The organism is Microbacterium sufflavum (genome assembly GCF_023091155.1).
GTDB classification, from domain to species: Bacteria; Actinomycetota; Actinomycetes; order Actinomycetales; family Microbacteriaceae; genus Microbacterium; species Microbacterium sufflavum.
Genome location: NZ_JAHWXK010000002.1, coordinates 174,894 through 193,711 on the forward strand (window position 1 = coordinate 174,894; position 18,818 = coordinate 193,711).

The 18,818-nt window shown below is 70.8% G+C and carries 18 protein-coding genes; 15 read left to right on the forward strand and 3 right to left on the reverse strand.

The window, feature by feature from the left end; all coding sequences use genetic code 11:
* Positions 1–40: 40 nt before the first annotated feature.
* Genes ileS through ndk form a run of 4 tightly spaced genes read left to right on the forward strand, consistent with a single transcriptional unit; the run spans position 41 to position 5,616 of the window.
* Entirely contained in the window at positions 41–3,430 is a 3,390-nt protein-coding gene (gene ileS, locus KZC56_RS15405) for an isoleucine--tRNA ligase (RefSeq protein WP_136034039.1), read from the forward strand.
* Positions 3,427–4,779, forward strand: coding sequence for a bifunctional folylpolyglutamate synthase/dihydrofolate synthase (locus KZC56_RS15410; RefSeq protein WP_247638952.1), 1,353 nt, complete (start codon positions 3,427–3,429; stop codon positions 4,777–4,779). The genes ileS and KZC56_RS15410 overlap by 4 nt, the downstream gene beginning before the upstream one ends.
* Entirely contained in the window at positions 4,767–5,198 is a 432-nt protein-coding gene (locus KZC56_RS15415; RefSeq protein WP_247638953.1) for a DUF4233 domain-containing protein, read from the forward strand. Before KZC56_RS15410 ends, KZC56_RS15415 begins: the two co-directional genes overlap by 13 nt.
* Before the next feature lies 1 nt (position 5,199).
* Complete coding sequence (gene ndk, locus KZC56_RS15420) at positions 5,200–5,616, forward strand: nucleoside-diphosphate kinase (protein WP_136034032.1); 417 nt, start codon at positions 5,200–5,202, stop codon at positions 5,614–5,616.
* Between the two features lie 63 nt (positions 5,617–5,679).
* Here ndk and KZC56_RS15425 read toward each other — a convergent pair whose 3' ends face one another.
* On the reverse strand, positions 5,680–6,297 hold the full coding sequence (locus KZC56_RS15425) for a vitamin K epoxide reductase family protein (protein ID WP_136034030.1): 618 nt from the start codon (positions 6,295–6,297) through the stop codon (positions 5,680–5,682).
* Between the two features lie 280 nt (positions 6,298–6,577).
* Between KZC56_RS15425 and KZC56_RS15430 the strand changes: the two genes are divergently transcribed.
* Positions 6,578–9,253: an Rne/Rng family ribonuclease gene (locus KZC56_RS15430; RefSeq protein WP_247638954.1), complete on the forward strand. Its 2,676-nt coding sequence runs from the start codon at positions 6,578–6,580 to the stop codon at positions 9,251–9,253.
* Here KZC56_RS15430 and KZC56_RS15435 read toward each other — a convergent pair.
* A complete protein-coding gene (locus KZC56_RS15435) occupies positions 9,215–9,484 on the reverse strand; it encodes a DUF4031 domain-containing protein (RefSeq protein WP_136030663.1) in 270 nt (89 codons plus the stop codon). The two genes, KZC56_RS15430 and KZC56_RS15435, sit on opposite strands and share 39 nt — an antisense overlap.
* Before the next feature lie 213 nt (positions 9,485–9,697).
* Here KZC56_RS15435 and rplU point away from each other — a divergent pair, with 213 nt between their 5' ends.
* The 10 genes from rplU (at position 9,698) to KZC56_RS15485 (ending at position 17,050) form a co-directional block, all read left to right on the forward strand.
* The gene (rplU, locus tag KZC56_RS15440) at positions 9,698–10,006 is read left to right on the forward strand and encodes a 50S ribosomal protein L21 (protein ID WP_168387232.1); all 309 of its coding nucleotides are present in this window, start codon (positions 9,698–9,700) and stop codon (positions 10,004–10,006) included.
* Between the two features lie 19 nt (positions 10,007–10,025).
* The gene (gene rpmA / locus KZC56_RS15445; RefSeq protein ID WP_017202370.1) at positions 10,026–10,283 is read left to right on the forward strand and encodes a 50S ribosomal protein L27; all 258 of its coding nucleotides are present in this window, start codon (positions 10,026–10,028) and stop codon (positions 10,281–10,283) included.
* Between the two features lie 101 nt (positions 10,284–10,384).
* Positions 10,385–11,887 (forward strand): GTPase ObgE, encoded by a 1,503-nt coding sequence (gene obgE, locus KZC56_RS15450; protein WP_136030664.1) that lies wholly within the window; start codon positions 10,385–10,387, stop codon positions 11,885–11,887.
* Positions 11,884–12,669: a glutamate 5-kinase gene (gene proB / locus KZC56_RS15455; RefSeq protein WP_136030666.1), complete on the forward strand. Its 786-nt coding sequence runs from the start codon at positions 11,884–11,886 to the stop codon at positions 12,667–12,669. Before obgE ends, proB begins: the two co-directional genes overlap by 4 nt.
* A 9-nt stretch (positions 12,670–12,678) precedes the next feature.
* Entirely contained in the window at positions 12,679–13,932 is a 1,254-nt protein-coding gene (locus tag KZC56_RS15460) for a glutamate-5-semialdehyde dehydrogenase (protein ID WP_247638955.1), read from the forward strand.
* A gap of 64 nt (positions 13,933–13,996) precedes the next feature.
* The gene (locus KZC56_RS15465) at positions 13,997–14,221 is read left to right on the forward strand and encodes a hypothetical protein (RefSeq protein WP_136030670.1); all 225 of its coding nucleotides are present in this window, start codon (positions 13,997–13,999) and stop codon (positions 14,219–14,221) included.
* 7 nt (positions 14,222–14,228) lie between these two features.
* Positions 14,229–14,831 (forward strand): nicotinate-nucleotide adenylyltransferase, encoded by a 603-nt coding sequence (nadD, locus tag KZC56_RS15470; protein ID WP_136035386.1) that lies wholly within the window; start codon positions 14,229–14,231, stop codon positions 14,829–14,831.
* Complete coding sequence (locus KZC56_RS15475) at positions 14,828–15,979, forward strand: hypothetical protein (RefSeq protein ID WP_247638956.1); 1,152 nt, start codon at positions 14,828–14,830, stop codon at positions 15,977–15,979. Before nadD ends, KZC56_RS15475 begins: the two co-directional genes overlap by 4 nt.
* Positions 15,979–16,359 carry a ribosome silencing factor gene (gene rsfS, locus KZC56_RS15480; RefSeq protein ID WP_136030675.1) on the forward strand — a complete coding sequence of 127 codons (381 nt, stop codon included), beginning with the start codon at positions 15,979–15,981 and terminating at the stop codon, positions 16,357–16,359. The genes KZC56_RS15475 and rsfS overlap by 1 nt, the downstream gene beginning before the upstream one ends.
* Position 16,360: 1 nt before the next feature.
* Positions 16,361–17,050, forward strand: a complete 690-nt coding sequence (locus tag KZC56_RS15485) for an SDR family oxidoreductase (RefSeq protein ID WP_136030677.1) — start codon at positions 16,361–16,363, stop codon at positions 17,048–17,050.
* A 10-nt stretch (positions 17,051–17,060) separates the two neighbouring features.
* Here KZC56_RS15485 and KZC56_RS15490 read toward each other — a convergent pair whose 3' ends face one another.
* Complete coding sequence (locus KZC56_RS15490) at positions 17,061–18,728, reverse strand: dipeptide ABC transporter ATP-binding protein (protein WP_247638957.1); 1,668 nt, start codon at positions 18,726–18,728, stop codon at positions 17,061–17,063.
* Positions 18,729–18,818: the final 90 nt, after the last annotated feature.

Below are 18,818 nucleotides of genomic sequence, written 5' to 3' on the forward strand. Positions count from 1 at the left end.
CTCGCAGCAGCATCCGCCACGACGACCACTGCGAGACACGATGACCTACCCGCGCTCCTCCTTCGGACCCGCCGCCGACCAGGCCGCCACTGTGGCGCCGAGCCCCCGCTTCCCGCAGATCGAGGAGGAGGTGCTCGACTTCTGGAAGACCGACGACACCTTCCGCACCTCCATCGCGCAGCGCGAGGGCGCCCCCGAGTGGGTGTTCTACGACGGCCCTCCCTTCGCCAACGGGCTGCCCCACTACGGCCACCTCCTGACCGGCTACGCCAAGGACGTGTTCCCGCGCTTCCAGACCATGATCGGCAAGAAGGTCGACCGCGTCTTCGGATGGGACACGCACGGTCTTCCCGCCGAGCTCGAGGCGATGAAGCAGCTCGGCATCACGGAGAAGCGCGAGATCGAGGAGATGGGCATCGACGTCTTCAACGAGAAGGCGCGTTCGTCCGTCCTGAAGTACACGCACGAGTGGCAGGACTACGTCACCCGCCAGGCGCGCTGGGTCGACTTCGAGCGCGGCTACAAGACGCTCGACCTCGGCTACATGGAGAGCGTGCTGTGGGCCTTCAAGACCCTGTACGACAAGGGACTCGCCTACGAGGGCTATCGCGTGCTGCCGTACTGCTGGCGCGACGAGACCCCGCTCTCCGCGCACGAGCTGCGCATGGACGACGACGTCTACCAGATGCGCCAGGACCCGTCGGTGACCGTGACCTTCCCGCTCACCGGCGCCAAGGCCGAGGCGCTCGGGCTCACCGGCGTGCGCGCGCTCGCCTGGACGACCACCCCGTGGACGCTGCCGACCAACCTCGCGCTCGCCGTGGGGCCCGACATCGAGTACGTCGTGCTCCCCGCGGGCCCTGCGGGCGCGGCCGACGTGCACCAGGGGCGCGGCGCGCCCTCGGCCGACCTGGTCGCCGTCGAGTCGTCGGCGCACCGCTACCTGCTCGCGAAGGACCTGCTGGGCGGCTATGCCAAGGACCTCGGCTACGAGAGCGCGGAGGAGGCGGCGGCCGCGGTCGACGCGACGCTGCGCGGCGCGGAGCTGGCCGACATCACGTACGACCGGCTGTTCGACTACTACGCCGACGAGGAGACCTACGGCACCCAGCACGCCTGGCGCATCCTCGTCGACGACTACGTCACCACGACCGACGGCACCGGCATCGTCCACCAGGCGCCCGCCTACGGTGAGGACGACCAGCGCGTGGCGGGGGCCGCGGGCATCCCGACGATCCTGTCGCTCGACGACGGCGGCCGCTTCCTGCCGAACGTGACCGATGTCGCGGGCGAGCTGTGGATGGACGCCAACAGCCCTCTCGTGCGGATCATCCGCGACAACGGGCGTCTGGTGCGCCTGCAGAGCTACGAGCACTCGTACCCGCACTGCTGGCGGTGCCGGAACCCCCTGATCTACAAGGCCGTGTCGAGCTGGTTCGTCCGCGTCACGGACATCAAGGACGACATGCTCGCGAACAACGAGCAGATCACCTGGGTGCCGGAGAACGTCAAGCACGGACAGTTCGGCAAGTGGCTCGAGGGCGCGCGCGACTGGTCCATCAGCCGCAACCGCTACTGGGGCTCGCCGATCCCGATCTGGAAGAGCGACGACCCCGAGTACCCGCGCGTCGACGCGTACGGGTCGCTGGAGGAGCTGGAGCGCGACTTCGGCACGCTGCCGCGCAATCCGGAGGGCGAGGTCGACCTGCACCGGCCGTACATCGACCACCTGACGCGCCCGAACCCCGACGACCCGACGGGCAAGAGCACGATGCGCCGCATCGAGGACGTGTTCGACGTGTGGTTCGACTCCGGCTCGATGCCGTACGCGCAGGTGCACTACCCGTTCGAGAACCAGGAGTGGTTCGACTCGCACTCCCCGGCGGACTTCATCGTGGAGTACATCGGCCAGACCCGTGGCTGGTTCTACGTCATGCACGTGCTGTCGACCGCACTGTTCGACCGTCCGGCGTTCACGGGCGTCAGCTGCCACGGCATCGTGCTCGGCAGCGACGGCTACAAGATGTCGAAGTCGCTGCGCAACTACCCCGACGTGTCCGAGGTGCTCGACCGCGACGGCTCCGACGCCATGCGCTGGTTCCTCATGTCGAGCGCCGTGCTGCGCGGCGGCAACCTGATCGTCACCGAGGAGGGCATCCGCTCCGGCGTGCGGGAGTTCCTGCTGCCGCTGTGGAACTCGTGGTACTTCTTCGCCACCTACGCCAACGCCTCGGGCGACGGCGGGTACGAGGCGTCGTGGTCCACCTCCTCCACCGACGTGCTCGACCGCTACATCCTGGCGCGCCTGGGCGATCTGGTGCGCGAGGTGCGGGCCGACCTGGAGGGCCTCGACTCGACCACCGCGTCGGCCCGCCTGCGCGACTTCGCCGAGGTCCTGACCAACTGGTACATCCGCCGGTCGCGCGACCGGTTCTGGGTGGGCGTCACCGACGACCCGCAGAGCCGCGAGGCGTTCGACACGCTCTACACCGTGCTGGAGACGCTGTGCCGCGTGGCCGCCCCGCTCGTGCCGCTGGTCAGCGAGCGCGTGTGGCAGGGCCTCACCGGCGGCCGCAGCGTGCACCTGCAGGACTGGCCGGACGCCGGGCAGTTCCCGGCGGCCGACGAGATCCGCGACGCGATGGACGCCGTGCGCGAGCTGTCGAGCGTGGGCAACGCGCTGCGCAAGAAGGAGAAGCTGCGCGTGCGGCTGCCGCTCGCGCGCCTCACCGTCGTGTCGCCGCTGGCGGGCGACCTCGGGCAGTTCGAGGACATCCTCCGCGAGGAGCTGAACGTGAAGTCCGTCGAGCTCGTGTCCCTCACGGAGGACGCCGCGGCGGAGTACGGCATCAGCCACCGGCTGAGCGTGAACGCGCGGGCGGCCGGTCCGCGACTGGGCAAGGACGTGCAGAAGGCGATCCAGGCCGCGCGCTCGGGCGACTGGTCGGAGAGCGACGGCGTCGTCACCGCCGGCGGCATCGCGCTGGAGCCGGCGGAGTACGAGCTCGTGCTGGAGACGACGGGCCGGCCCGAGGGCGAGGCCCTGGCGATCGTGCCGTCGGGCGGCTTCGTGCTGCTCGACACCCGCACCACGCCGGAGCTGGAGGCCGAGGGGCTCGCGCGCGACGCGATCCGCGTGGTGCAGGAGGCGCGCAAGAACGCGGGGCTCGACGTGAGCGACCGCATCGTGCTGGCGCTGAATGCGGCGCCCGCGGAGGCTCCGGCGCTGGAGGCGCACGCCGAGCTGATCGCCGCGGAGACCCTCGCCGTCGCGTTCGCGGTGCAGTCCACGGACGAGCTCGACCGTCTCGTCGACGAGGTCACGAGCCCCGGCGACGGCGTGCACCGCAGTGGGGCGAAGGCCCTCGGGGCGGGCAAGGCGCCCCTGATCGTCACGATCGACACGAACCTGGAGAGGGTGGGCGCATGAGCGCGAGGGACAGGGCGGACGCCGTCTACGAGACGCTGCTGAGCCGTGCGGGGGAGCGGTGGGTGCAGCCGCGCAAGGAGCGCACGGCCCGCGTGCTCCAGTACCTGGACGACCCGCAGCGCACGTACCGCGTGATCCACATCACCGGAACGAACGGCAAGACCTCGACCGCACGGATGATCGAGAGCCTGCTGCGCGCGCACGACCTGCGCACGGGCCTGTTCACGAGCCCGCACCTGGAGCGCTTCACGGAGCGCATCATGATCGACGGCGAGCCGATCGCCGATGAGGCCGTGGCCGACGCCTGGGACGAGATCGAGCCGTTCGTCGCGATCGTCGACGCCGAGCTGGAGGCCGAGGGCGAGGAACCCCTCACGTTCTTCGAGCTGCTGACGGTGCTGGCCTTCGTCGCGGTCGCCGACGCCCCGGTCGACGTGCTGGTGCTCGAGGTGGGCATGGGCGGCGAGTGGGATTCCACGAACACGGCGGACGGCGACGTGGCGGTGTTCGCGCCGATCGACATCGACCACGCCGACCGCCTGGGCGACACGATCGCGAAGATCGCGGAGGTCAAGGCCGGCATCATCAAGGAGGGCGCAGCGGTCGTCTCCGCGCAGCAGCCCGCGGAGGCCGCCGAGGTGCTGCGTCGCGTGGCCGCCGAACGACACGCGACCATCGCCTTCGAGGGCGAGGACTTCGGTCTCGCAGAGCAGAAGCTCGCGGTCGGCGGGCAGCTGCTGACGATCCGCGGCCTGGCCGGGCAGTACGCCGAGGAGTACCTGCCGCTGTACGGTGCGCACCAGGGACACAACGCCGCCCTCGCGGTCGCGGCGGTGGAGTCGTTGATCGGCGGTGCCTCGCAGGCCATCGCGGGCGGCATCATCTCGGACGGCCTGCAGGGGAGCACCTCGCCGGGGCGGCTGCAGCTGCTCGGCATCGCGCCGACGGTGATCGTCGACGGCGCGCACAACCCGCACGGCGCCGCCGCGCTCGCCCAGGCCCTCGACGACAGCTTCGACTTCGACGAGTGGGGTCTGGTGCTGGGCATCCTGGCCGACAAGGACGCGGCGGGCATCGTGGCGACCCTCGCGCCGGCCGCGGCGCACGTGTTCGCGACCGCGCCGGAGTCGGATCGCGCGAGCGATGCCGACATGATCGCCGACCTCGTCGAGCAGACCGGCCGCCGGGCGACCGTCCACCCGTCTCTGGCCGACGCCGCCGACGCGGCGCGCGAGTGGGCGGCCGCCTCCGACCGCCGCGCCGTGATCATCGCCGGATCGGTCGTGCTCGCGGGGGAGGCCATCGCGCTCTCGGAGGACGAGGACTGGAAGGCGGGGTGGCGCGCTTGAGTGCCGACGCCGCGTCGCCGCGCCCCGCGCGCCGACCGCGTCCGCCCCGCACGCTGGTGCAGAAGCTCGCCCCGATCGTGCTCGGCTTCGAGGCGATCGTGGTGTTCCTGGTGGGTCTGACGCTGTTCGGCCTCAAGGCGCTGCCGGCGGGCATCGAGCAGTGGTGGGGCATCGTCGGCGGTGCCGTGCTGGCCCTCGCGTGCATCGTCATCGCGGGGCTCATCACGAAGCCGGGTGCGATCGCCGCCGGCTGGATCGTGCAGGTCATCGTGGCCCTGGCGGCGATCGCCGTGCCGGCGGTGCTGCTCGTCGTGCTGATTTTCGGCGGCATGTGGGCGTATGCGACCATCATGGGGGCTCGGCTCGACGCACGACGTCCCGCTCAGCCCTCGACCGAGACTCAGACAGAGAGTGAATGACATGGCCACCGAAGAAACCCTCGTCCTCGTCAAGCCCGACGGCGTCGCCCGCGGCCTCACCGGCGCGATCCTCGCCCGCATCGAGGCGAAGGGATACGCGCTCGTCGACATCCGCCTGGTCGAGCCCGACCGGGACCTGCTCGCGCAGCACTACGCCGAGCACGAGGGCAAGCCGTTCTACGAGCCGCTGCTGGAGTTCATGATGTCGGGGCCCTCCGTCGCGATCCGGCTCGCGGGCAACAGGGTCATCGAGGGGTTCCGCTCGCTCGCCGGCACCACCGACCCGACGACCGCCGCGCCCGGCACGATCCGCGGCGACTTCGGGCGCGACTGGGGCCTGAAGGTGCAGCAGAATCTGGTGCACGGTTCGGACAGCCCGGAGTCGGCCGCCCGGGAGCTGGGCATCTGGTTCGACTGACGACCACACGACGAAGCCCGTCCGCCGAGAAGGCGGACGGGCTTCGTCGTGCGTGCGGCCGGCTCAGAAGACCATGCCGATGACCTCGCCCAGCAGGTCGAGCCCGCGCAGCTGCGCGAGCAGGATCACCACGGCGTAGGCCAGGACGGTCGCGAGCGGCACCCACGCCATGAGGCGGTTCGCGCGGGCCTGGGTCTTCTCGTTGCTCGTGAAGCTCCCGTTGCGGGTGAGGTGGAGCATGGTCGCGAAGAACGTGGGGATCGTGACAGACCAGGTGAGCATGCACCAGGGGCAGAGCACGCCGAGGTTGGGGGCGTACAGGCTCTGCCAGATCAGCCAGCAGACGAGCCCGAAGGCGAAGGTGATTCCGGCGCCGAACGTGAGCCAGAACCAGCGGGGGAAGCGGGCGCCGGCGAGCAGGGCGACGCCCATGAACAGCGGCGCCATCCAGCCGGCGATGCCGATGATCGGGTTCGGGAAGCCGAACACCTCGCCCTGCCACGAGCCGAGGTTCTTCCCGCACTGGATCATGACGCTCACGTTGCAGCTGAGGTCGGCGTCGGGGTTGGCGAGCTGGATGAACTTGTCCATCGTGAGCTGGAAGGCGGCGAACCACCCGATGACGGCCGCGACGATCAACCAGACGGCGTAGACGACGGGGCGGGTGCGCTGCTCGCTCATGTTCAGGATTATCTCAGCGAGTGCTATGGATGGGGCGAGAACGGCCCCGGGGAAAACCCGCCATCATCACCGATGCCGCGAACGGGGCCATGTGGTGCGATAATGACCTGTGATGCGATGAACGGCGCCGCCGCGACACGCATCGACGCAGACTTCGGGGCCCATGCCCCACGCGACCAGAGCCCAGAGCCGGTCGCACGCCGATTGAGTTCGCGGAACCCGCGGGTACCGCATGAGATTTCACGGAGCACCCGGTGCCCGTGCAGGGAGTACGCCAGAGATGGCCGATGAGAACAATGACCACAACCCCTCCGCTCTCGATCTCCCGGCTGGTGCCGCGGATCCGGTGACGGAGCCCACGGCTCCCGCGACCGACGACTCGCTCGTCGCGCCGCTCGCCGAGGACGACACGGCGGACATCGCCGCCGACGTCGCCGCAGACGAGCTCGCCGCCGACAACGCCGCCGCGGAAGACGCGGCCGCCGCCGCCGACGATGCCGCCGCTGCCGCGGTGGAAGACGCCGCCGCCGCTCAGGACGCCGCCGACGCGGTCTCCGACCGGCCCGACGCCGCCTCGGCGTCCGGCGTTCCGGCCGACGAGGAGAGCGCGGCCGAGGCTCCTGCCGACGCCGCCGCTGACGCGCCGGCGAGCCGGGAGGCTGCCGGAGACGCTCCCGCCGAGGCCGCGCCCGCCGCCGATGTGCCCGCCGAGGACGCTCCCGTCACGGATGCGCCGTCCGACGATGCTCCCGCCGAGGGCGAGCCCGCCGCCGAGGCGTCGTCCGACGATGCTCCCGCCGCCGAGGCGCCGTCCGAGGCCGCTCCCGCCGCCGAGAAGACGGAGCCCGAGGCCCCGGCGCCCCTGACCGCCGTCTCCCTGGGCCTGCTGCCCGAGGTGTTCGTGTCGCAGGTGTCGACCCAGCTGCACTTCTACGCGCCCGAGGTCGTCCCGCTGCCGGCACGCCCCGGTCGCGACGAGCGTCCTGCCGAGCGCGACCAGGAGGAGTCGTCCTCCGGCCGCCGTGGCCGCCGCCGCCGCGGAGGTTCCGACGGCGACGAGCAGCGCGACGAGCCGCGTCAGCGCCAGCGCGTCGTGGAGTACATCACCGAGCCGAAGGCCATCAAGGGCTCGACGCGCCTGGAGGCCAAGAAGCAGCGCCGCCGTGACGGGCGCGACGCGGGTCGCCGTCGTCCGGTCGTCACCGAGGCGGAGTTCCTCGCGCGCCGCGAGTCGGTCGACCGCAAGATGGTCGTGCGCTCCAAGAACGGTCGCACGCAGATCGGCGTGCTGGAGGACGGCGTGCTCGTGGAGCACTACGTCGCCCGCAACCAGGACGCGTCGCTCATCGGCAACGTCTACCTCGGCCGTGTGCAGAACGTGCTCCCCAGCATGGAGGCCGCGTTCGTCGACATCGGCCGTGGTCGCAACGCCGTGCTGTACTCCGGCGAGGTGGACTGGGACGGCGTCGAGACCGGCAACCAGCCGCGCCGCATCGAGCTGGCCCTCAAGCCCGGCGACCGCGTGCTCGTCCAGGTCACGAAGGACCCGGTCGGCCACAAGGGCGCCCGCCTCACGAGCCAGATCTCGCTGCCCGGCCGCTACCTGGTGTACGTGCCCGGCGGGTCGATGAACGGCATCAGCCGCAAGCTGCCCGACAACGAGCGCGCCCGACTCAAGCGCATCCTCAAGGAGGTGCTGCCCGAGTCCTCCGGCGTGATCGTCCGCACGGCCGCGGAGGGTGCGACCGAGGAGCAGCTGACGCGCGACGTCCAGCGGCTCACGTCGCAGTGGGAGCACATCCAGAAGCAGGTGGAGAGCCAGCAGGCACCCGCGCTGCTGCACGCCGAGCCGGATCTGCTGGTCAAGATCGTCCGCGATGTCTTCAACGAGGACTTCACGAAGATGCTCATCCAGGGTGAGGACGCGCAGCGCACGATCCGCGCCTACCTGGAGAGCGTCGCGCCCGACCTGCTCGAGCGCGTCGAGTCCTACGAGGACGAGGTCGACCCCTTCGACGCGTTCCGGATCACCGAGCAGATCGAGAAGGCGCTCGACCGCAAGGTGTGGCTGCCGTCCGGTGGCTCGCTCGTGATCGACCGCACCGAGGCGATGACGGTCGTCGACGTCAACACCGGCAAGTTCGTCGGCTCGGGCGGCAACCTCGAGGAGACCGTCACCAAGAACAACCTCGAGGCGGCGGAGGAGATCGTCCGTCAGCTGCGGCTGCGCGACATCGGCGGCATCATCGTGGTCGACTTCATCGACATGGTGCTGGAGTCCAACCGCGACCTCGTGCTGCGGCGTCTGATCGAGTGCCTGAGCCGCGACCGCACGAAGCACCAGGTGGCCGAGGTCACGTCGCTGGGCCTCGTGCAGATGACCCGCAAGAAGCTGGGCCTCGGGCTGCTGGAGACCTTCAGCGAGGCGTGCGAGGTCTGCGCGGGTCGCGGCGTCATCGTGCACCACGACCCGGTGGTCAAGCACCGCGCCAACGGCGGCAACGGCGGAGGCGGAGGAAACGGCGGTCGCCGCCAGCGCGGCAACGGGAACGGCAACGGCAACGGCAACGGGAACGGCAACACCGCTCCGGTCGTGGCCGCGGTGACGCACAGCATCACGGAGGGCGCGAAGTCGGCGCTCGCCCAGATCGCCGCGTCGACCATCGCCCCCTCGGGCGACGCCCCCGCCGAGAGCGCACCGGCCGAGCAGGCCGCCGCGCCCGCCGCCGAGCGTCCGAAGAAGGCCCGCAAGAAGCGCGGGGCCGACCGCAAGGGCCCGAAGTCACCGGCCGAGGAGCTCCTCGACTCGGTGCTGGACGCGCTTCCCGAGCCGAAGGCACCGGGGCAGGGGCGTGGTCGCCGCCGGGTGACCACGGCCGCGCTCTCCGGCACGCCGGTGTCGGTGGCGGCGGAGAGCTCAGCGCAGCCGGTCGCGGCCGCGGACCCGGAGGCCTGACGCGATCAGGCGGCGCACCAGTTCCTTCCCCGGAACGTGCTGGGCGCCGCCGGCGATCAGCCGCGCCACCGCGTCCTCCGGGACGTCGTAGTGGTCCAGGTCGAACGCGCGCGCCGGGATGCCGTGCGCGCGGGCGAAGTCGTGCAGCTCGTCGAGGTCGGTGTCGCTGACCAGGTGCGCCCACAGGCGTCCATGGGCCGGCCAGAGGGGGTCGTCGACGAGTACGGTCACCTCGCCAGCCTACGACCGGAGGCGCGACCGGTCTCACTTTGCGAGGGGCTCCGGCATCCGGTAAAGTAGTCCCTTGGTGCGCATGCCGCGTCGTCCTCGACGGCCGATGCGGAGAGTCTTGCATTCGCGCCCGTCGTACCAGCGACGCATGCAAGCAACAGTCTTCCCGTGAGATTCTCGGAGCCGCGTGCTCCCCAACGAAACAGGTATGAAGTGGTTTACGCAGTAGTGCGCGCCGGTGGCCGGCAGGAGAAGGTCGAGGTCGGCACCATCGTTCAGCTCGACCGTGTTCAGGCGGCCCAGGGCGAGAAGATCGAGCTGCCCGCTGTGCTGCTCGTCGACGGCGCCACGGTGACCACCGACGCCGACGCGCTGGCGAAGGTCAAGGTCACGGCCGAGGTCGTGGGCAACCTCCGCGGCCCGAAGATCGTCATCCAGAAGTACAAGAACAAGACCGGCTACAAGAAGCGTCAGGGCCACCGCCAGGAGCTCACGCGCGTCAAGATCACCGGCATCAAGTAAGACCGAGGAGACACAGGACATGGCACACAAAAAGGGCGCAAGCTCCACCCGCAACGGTCGTGACTCCAACGCTCAGCGACTCGGTGTGAAGCGCTTCGGCGGTCAGCAGGTCCTCGCCGGCGAGATCATCGTCCGCCAGCGCGGCACGCACTTCCACCCCGGCGTGAACGTCGGCCGTGGTGGCGACGACACGCTGTTCGCTCTGGCCGCCGGTGCGGTCGAGTTCGGCGCGAAGGGCGGCCGCAAGGTCGTCAACATCGTCGCTGCTGCTGAGTGATCACAGCACCACGCTAGACATCCGGTTCGGGGCGGGCTTCGGCTCGCCCCGTCCGCGTATCTGCCGTCCGTCTTCCCCCGCTACCCGAAGGACACGCACACATGGTCACGTTCGTCGACACCGTCACGCTGCACCTCCGTGCGGGTAAGGGCGGCAACGGCTGCGTCTCGGTGCACCGGGAGAAGTTCAAGCCCCTCGGCGGCCCCGACGGCGGCAACGGCGGCGACGGTGGCGACATCGTCCTGGTCGCCGATCCGCAGACGGGCACGCTGCTGTCGTACCACCACTCGCCGCACCGCTCCTCGGGCAACGGCGGGCCGGGCATGGGCGACCACCGGTCGGGCTTCGACGGCGAGTCCCTGGAGCTTCCGGTCCCGGTCGGCACGGTGGTCAAGTCGCCGTCCGGCGAGGTGCTCATCGATCTGATCGAGCCGGGGGAGCGTTTCGTCGTGGCCGCCGGCGGCCAGGGCGGCCTGGGCAACGCCGCCCTCGCGACGCCCAAGCGCAAGGCCCCCGGTTTCGCCCTGCTCGGCACGCCCGGCTATGAGGGCGACGTCGTGCTCGAGCTGAAGACCGTCGCCGACGTCGCGCTGGTGGGCTACCCGTCCGCCGGCAAGTCGAGCCTGATCGGCGCCATCTCGGCCGCACGCCCGAAGATCGCGGACTACCCCTTCACCACGCTCCACCCGAACCTGGGCGTCGTGCAGGTGGAGGACTTCCGGTTCACGGTCGCCGACGTGCCGGGACTGATCGAGGGCGCGAGCGAGGGCAAGGGCCTCGGCCTGGAGTTCCTGCGTCACGTCGAGCGGTGCTCGGCCCTGCTGCACGTGCTCGACTGCGCCACGCTCGAGCCGGGCCGCGACCCGATCTCCGACCTCGACGTCATCCTCGCCGAGCTGGCCGCCTACGAGGTGCCGGAAGGCCAGACGCCGCTGCTGGAGCGCCCGCAGCTCGTCGCGCTCAACAAGGTGGACGTGCCGGAGGCGCGCGACCTCGCCGAGCTCGTGCGCCCCGATCTGGAGGCGCGCGGCTTCCGCGTGTTCGAGATCTCGACGGTGTCGCACGAGGGTCTTCGCCCGCTCACGTTCGCGTTGGGCGAGCTGGTGGAGAAGCACCGCGCCGAGAACATCGCGGCGGAGAAGCCGCGTGAGCGCGTGGTCATCCGGCCGCGGGGCTCGAAGAAGGACTTCTCGATCCGCGTCGAGGGCGGCACCTACGGCAACGTGTACCGCATCCTCGGCGAGAAGCCGGTGCGCTGGGTGCAGCAGACCGACTTCCAGAACGAGGAGGCCGTGGGCTACCTGGCCGACCGCCTCGAGAAGCTGGGTGTCGAAGACGAGCTGTTCCGCCTCGGTGCCGTGCAGGGCTCGACGGTCGTGATCGGCGAGGGCGACAGCATCGTGTTCGACTGGGAGCCCACCATGAGCTCGGCCGCGGAGCTCATGACCGCGCCGCGTGGCACCGACCCGCGCCTGGCGCCGAACTCCCGCCGCACCACGTCCGAGCGCCGCGAGCAGTACTACGAGCGGATGGACGCCAAGGCGCAGGCGCGCGCGGAGCTGGAGGCCGAGCGCCTCGCCACCGCCCGCGAGGGCGACGAGTGACCGCACGCACGCGCGCCGACCTCGCGTCGGCGTCGCGCATCGTCGTGAAGGTCGGTTCGTCGTCCATCAGCGGCGAGTCGTCCTGGCGCATCCCGGTGATCGTGGAGGCCCTGGCCGCCGCGCACGCCAGGGGAGCCGAGGTGGTCCTGGTGTCGTCCGGCGCGATCGCCTCCGGCATCCCGTTCCTCCGGCTCGACGCCCGCCCGACCGATCTGGCGACGCAGCAGGCCGCCGCGGCGGTGGGCCAGAACATCCTCGTGTACCGCTACCAGGAGGCCCTGCGCCCGTTCGACATCGTCGCCGGGCAGGTGCTGCTCACCACGGGTGACCTGGAGAACCCGACGTCGCGGTCGAATGCCCGTCGGGCCATGGAGCGGCTGCTGGGTCTGCGCACCCTGCCGATCGTGAACGAGAACGACACCGTGGCGACGCAGGAGATCCGCTTCGGCGACAACGACCGCCTCGGCGCGCTCGTGGCACAGCTGATCGAGGCCGACGCGCTGATCCTGCTGAGCGACATCGAGTCGCTCTACACCAAGCCGCCGACCGACCCGGGTGCCGAGCCGATCGACGTCGTGGCCCCCGACGCCGACCTGTCCGGACTGGAGTTCGGATCGACGGTCGTGAACAGCGTCGGTACCGGGGGAGCCGCCACCAAGGTCTCGGCGGCACGTCTCGCTGCAGCCTCGGGGATCGGCGTGCTGGTGACCAGCGCCGACCTGGTCGACCGGGCCCTCACGGGCGACGACATCGGGACCTGGTTCGAACCGGCGACCTCCTAGACTGGGCGGATGACCGACCCGACCCCCCAGGCGCGCCTGGAGCGCGCGAAGGAGGCCTCCCGCGCCACGGCCGGCCTCACCAGCGACGACAAGGCGCGCGCTCTCGAGGCGATCGCCCTGGCTCTGGAGGAGAACGCGCCGCGGATCATCGAGGCGAACGGGCGCGACATCGCCCGCGGCCGCGAGGACGGCATCGGCGACTCGCTGATCGATCGCCTGCGGCTCGACGAGCGCCGGGTCTCCGCGCTGGCCGCGGCGGTGCGCGAGGTGGCGGCGCTGCCCGACCCGGTCGGTCGCGTGGTCGGCGGTCACCGCATGCCCAACGGTGTCGCGCTGGAGCAGGTGCGGGTGCCGTTCGGCGTGGTCGGTGCGATCTACGAGGCCCGGCCGAACGTGACGGTCGACATCGCCGCCCTCGCCCTGCGGTCCGGCAACGCCGTGGTGCTGCGCGGGGGCAGTGCCGCGCGCGACTCGAACACCGTGCTGGTGGAGGTCATGCGTGGCGCTCTGGAGGGGGCCGGGGTCACCCCGGAGGCGATCCAGACGGTCGACGACTTCGGTCGCGAGGGCGCGAAGGCCCTCATGCACGGTCGCGGTCTGATCGACGTGCTCGTTCCCCGCGGCAGTGCCGGCCTGATCGAGACGGTCGTGACGGAGTCGACCGTGCCGGTGATCGAGACCGGCGCCGGCAACGTGCACATCGTGCTCGACGAGAGCGCGCCAGACGACTGGGCGCGCGACATCGTGGTGAACGCCAAGGTGCAGCGTCCGAGCGTGTGCAACGCGGTGGAGACCGTGCTCGTGCACCGGCAGGCCGCGCCGCGGCTGATCCCCCTCGTCGCGAGCGCGCTCATGAGCGAGGGTGTGGCGATCCACGGCGACGACATCGTCGCGGGGATGGTCGCCACCGTGATCCCGGCGACCGAGGAGGACTGGGCGACCGAGTACCTGAGCCTGGACATCGCGATGAAGGTGGTCGACTCGCTCGACGATGCGCTCGACCACATCCGCCGCTACAGCACGGGTCACACCGAGTCGATCATCACGACGGACACCCGCAACGCCGAGCGGTTCCTGGCCGAGGTGGACTCCGCGGTGGTCATGGTGAACGCGTCGACGCGCTTCACCGACGGCGGGGAGTTCGGATTCGGCGCCGAGGTCGGCATCTCGACGCAGAAGCTGCACGCCCGCGGGCCGATGGGACTGTCCGAGCTGACCAGCACGAAGTGGCTCGCGCGTGGGGCGGGTCAGACGCGCGGCTGAGGGCTAGACTGGGGGACGCTGCATCCCCGACACCCGAGACAGCACGCCACGAAACGGAGCAAGGATGAACCTCGTCGCACAGATCGCGATGGCCGCCGCAGAGACCGAGCACCACGGCAACGTCGCGCTCGACACCCTGATCTTCGGAGTCATCGCCGCGATCGTGTTCGCCGCTCTCGGGTTCGTCACGCTGTCGTACAAGAACGTGGCGAACCGTCACTCGGCGAAGGCGGAGGCCTGGGCGGCGAAGCACGGCAAGGACGGCCACGAGGCGGGACACGGCCACTAGGCCTTTCATGAGCACTGCGACCACGCGCGCACCGCGCATCGGCGTGATGGGCGGCACCTTCGACCCGATCCATCACGGCCACCTGGTCGCCGCCAGCGAGGTCGCGCACTCCTTCGATCTCGACGAGGTGGTCTTCGTTCCCACCGGACGGCCGTGGCAGAAGGCGGAGGTCACGCCCAGTGAGCACCGCTATCTCATGACCGTCATCGCGACCGCGTCGAACCCCCGGTTCACGGTGAGCCGGGTCGACATCGATCGCGCCGGCCCCACCTACACGATCGACACGCTCCGCGATCTCAAGGCTCAGCGGCCCGACGCGGAGCTGTTCTTCATCAGCGGCGCCGACGCCGTGGCGCAAATTCTCAGTTGGAGAGACCATGATGAACTGTGGGAACTGGCCCACTTCGTCGCGGTCTCCCGCCCAGGACACGTTCTGAGCATCGACGGCCTCCCGAGCGACGACGTCAGCCAGCTGGAGGTGCCGGCGCTGTCGATCTCGTCGACGGACTGCCGAGAGCGAGTCCGCGACGATCAACCGGTCTGGTACCTCGTCCCCGACGGCGTCGTCCAGTACATCGCGAAGCACCATCTGTATCGGAGCAAGGAATGAGCACATCGGATCAGCGAGGTCCGCTCACGCGGAAGCAGCTGCGGGAGATCCGGTTGACTGGATCCACCCCGGTCATCACGGAGGAGCAGGCCGAGGCCGCTGCGGAGGCGGCGAACGCGACTCCGCCGGCGGCCCCGCTTCCCCGCGCGGCCGAGCCCGCCCCCGTGGCGCCGGCCCCGGTGGCCGACTCCGCGGTCGACCTCGGTGCCGCACCGCTCACCCGTCGCCAGGCGCGTGAGCAGGAGAAGATCAAGACCGCATCCGTGCCGGTCGTGGGAGCCGAGGCGACCGAGGACGACCGCGACACCGCCCCCCGCGCAGAGGAGTCGGACGACGACTCGTCGATCGTCTCGGGCATCCCCGACTTCTCCTCGCCATCGGCCCCGGTGGTCGACGAGGTCGACGACGACGACGTCGACGACGAGGTGTCGATCGAGCCGGTGAGCGCCGCCGACGCCGTCGAGTCCGTCGGGAGCGTGCCGCTCGCCGAGCCGGCGGAACCGGAACCGGTCGACGTGGCCGAGCTGCTCGGCGTCCCCGACACCGCGGAGGCCGACGAGGTCGAGACCGGGTCGACGGACGAGCGCGACGACCTGCTCGCCGATCAGGACGACGACCGCGGCGAGGTCGCCGACGGCGAGCGTCCCACCGTGAGCCCCGCGTTCGGCGAGGGCGTGCTGGCCGCCGAGGAGCCGGCGAAGCCCGCGTCGTTCCGGCCGTCCTTCGACGAGCTGCTCACGTCCAACGACTCGGGCGGCTCGCACCGCTCGCCCAACGCGCTGATCTTCACGCCGTCGCCCGGGGAGGGGTCGCTGTCCGGGCCCGTCGCGTCGACGGGGGAGATCCTCATCACGGGTTCCTACGAGCTGCCGAAGGGCATCGGCTCGCAGGGCCACGCACACGGCACCGCCGACGGCAAGGATGTCGACGCCGTCCTCATCGACGGGGAGCTGCCTCCGGCGTCCTCGCCCACCCCCATCGCTGCCAGCTCGGCTGTCAGCACCATCAAGCCCGCCGGCGAGGTCATCCGTCCGCCCGCGCCCGAGAAGGGCAATCGGCTGATGCTGATCCTGGCGATCGTCGCCGGTGGCCTCGCTCTCGCGCTGGGTGTGGCGCTGGTCGTCGCCTTCACCACGAATGTGTTCTGATGCAATCACCTGAAACCGCCGAAGAGATGCTGCGCATCGCCGCCGAAGCCGCCGTCGCGAAGGGCGGGGAAGACCTGGTGGCGCTCAACGTCTCCGAGCCTCTTCCGCTCGTCGACATCTTCCTGCTCGTCACGGGCAACAGCGAGCGCAACGTCGCCGCGATCGCCGACGAGATCGAGGACCGCCTGGTCGAGTCCGGCCACAAGCGCGTGCGCCGCGAGGGCCGCGCGGAGGCGCGGTGGGTGCTGCTCGACTTCGGCGACCTGATCGTGCACGTCTTCCATCAGGAGGAGCGCGTCTACTACGGGCTCGAGCGCCTGTGGAAGGACTGCCCCGTGATCCCGCTCGACGTCGTCGAGACCGCTGCAGACGCGGGCTGAGGTGGCCACCCATCTGGTGACCGGCGCCGGTTCCGGTATCGGCGCCGTCCTCGCCCGTCGCCTCCTCGAGCGCGGCGACCACGTGGTCGTGCTGGCGCGCGACGCGGGGAGGGCGCGGCAGATCTCCGACGAGCTCCCCGGTGCCACGGCGATCGTGGGCGACCTCGCGCAGCCGGGGCGGCTCTCGTGGGCGCTGTCGAAGCAGAGCCTGCCCGACCGCCTCGACGGTCTCGTGCACGCCGCCGGTGTCGTGGACCTCGGTGCCGTGGGCGAGCTCACACCCGCCCTGTGGGAGCAGCAGCTCGCCGTCAACCTGGTCGCGCCCGCGGAGCTGACGCGCCTGCTGCTGCCGGTGCTGCGGGTGTCGCGCGGGCATGTGGTGTTCGTCAACTCCGGGGCCGGGCTCCGGGCGAACCCGGAGTGGTCCGCCTATGCGGCATCGAAGCACGGCCTGCGGGCCCTCGCCGACGCACTGCGTGCGGAGGAGGCGGAGCACGGCGTGCGCGTGACCTCGATCTACCCCGGCCGCACGGCCACGCCGATGCAGGAGCGGGTGCACCGACAGGAAGGGGCGGAGTACGACGCATCGCGCTTCATCACCCCGGACGCGGTGGCGACCACGATCCTCACGGCGCTCGACCTTCCGCGCGACGCCCACCTCACCGACCTGACCGTCCGTCCCGCCGGCTGAGCCGCGGCACTCAGGCCGACAGCCGCGTGCGTCGCTGGAGCATGCCCCGCTCGGCGCGCGTCTGCGGCGGGATGGCCGACAGCAGCGCCTGCGTGTACGGGTGCGCGGGGTGCCGGTAGACCTCCTCCGTGTCGCCGACCTCGACCATGTCGCCGAGGTACATCACGGCGACGCGGTCGGCGATGTGCCGCACGAGGGACAGGTCGTGCGCGATGAACACGATCGACATGCCCAGACGCTCGCGCAGCTCGCACAGCAGGTCGATGATCTGCGCGCGGATGGAGACGTCGAGCGCCGACACCGGCTCGTCGCACACCAGGACATCGGGGTCGAGCGCGAGGGCACGGGCGATGCCGATCCGCTGTCGCTGTCCGCCGGAGAACTGGTGCGGGAAGCGCGAGGCCATGTCGGGGTCGAGGCCGACCAGTTCGAGCAGCTCGGAGACCCGCTCGCGGCGTGACGCCGGGGTGCCGGTGCGGGTGGCGGCGAGCGGCTCGGCGATGATCTGCTGCACGGTCATGCGCGGGTTCAGCGACATGTACGGGTCTTGGAACACCATCTGCACGCCGCGGCGCAGCACCTTGCGGTCGCGCAGCCGGCCCCGCGTCACGTCCTGGTCCCGGTAGCGCAGTGTGCCGGCGTCGGGGGAGTCGAGGCCGACGAGCATGCGCGCCAGGGTGGACTTGCCGCTGCCGGACTCGCCGACGATCGCGAGGATCTCGCCGCTGCGCAGGGAGAGGTCGACGCCGCCGACGGCCGTGACGCGGTGTGCGCGTCGTCCGCTTCCGGAGCGGAACGTGCGCTCGAGTCCTCGTCCCTCCAGGATCGGCGCGGAGCCGTCGTCGTCCGCCGCGGCGCTCACGTCCTGCGGCATCGAGTCGAGCAGCTGCAGCGTGTACGGGTGCTGGGGTGCGGTGAGCACGTCGTCCGCCGGGCCGGATTCCACGATGCGCCCGGTGCGCATCACGGCGACGCGGTCGGCGACCTCCATCACGACGCCGAGGTCGTGGGTGATCAGGAGGACGCCCATGCCGAGGCGGTCGCGCAGCGACAGCAGCAGGTCGAGGATCTGCGCCTGCACCGTGACGTCGAGGGCGGTGGTCGGCTCGTCGGCGATGATCAGGTCGGGGTCGAGCGCGATGGCCATCGCGATCAGGATGCGCTGCCGCTGTCCGCCGGAGAACTGGTGCGGGTAGTCGCGGACGCGCTTCTCCGGGCTGGGGATGCCGACCAGGGTGAGCAGTTCGACGGCGCGCGCCTCGGCTTCGCGACGACCGACGGGCGTGTGCGCGCGGATCAGGTCGATGATCTGGTCGCCGATGCTCAGCACGGGGTTGAGTGCGGAGAGAGCGTCCTGCATCACGAGGCTCACCCGGACGCCGCGCAGGCGCCGATGCTGCTCCGGCGTGACGGTGAGCAGGTCGGTGTCGCCGAGGGAGAGGGTCGCGGCCTCCACGGTGCCGTTGTCGATGAGGCCCATGATCGCGCGCGCCGTCATCGACTTGCCGGAGCCGGACTCGCCGAGCAGCGCGAACACCTCGCCGCGGTGCACGATGAGGTCGATGCCATCGACCACGCGCTGGGGTCCGCGCGAGCCGTCGAGGGTCACGGTGAGGCCGCGGACGTCGAGGACGACGGTGTTCTCGGGGACGGATGTGTTCTCCATGGATGACATCATGCCAGCATCCTGGCGCTGAATTGTTTCGAACAGGAAACATCTCGGCCGAAAATCATCACAACAGTTGACTTTCGCGCCGGAATCGTCGAG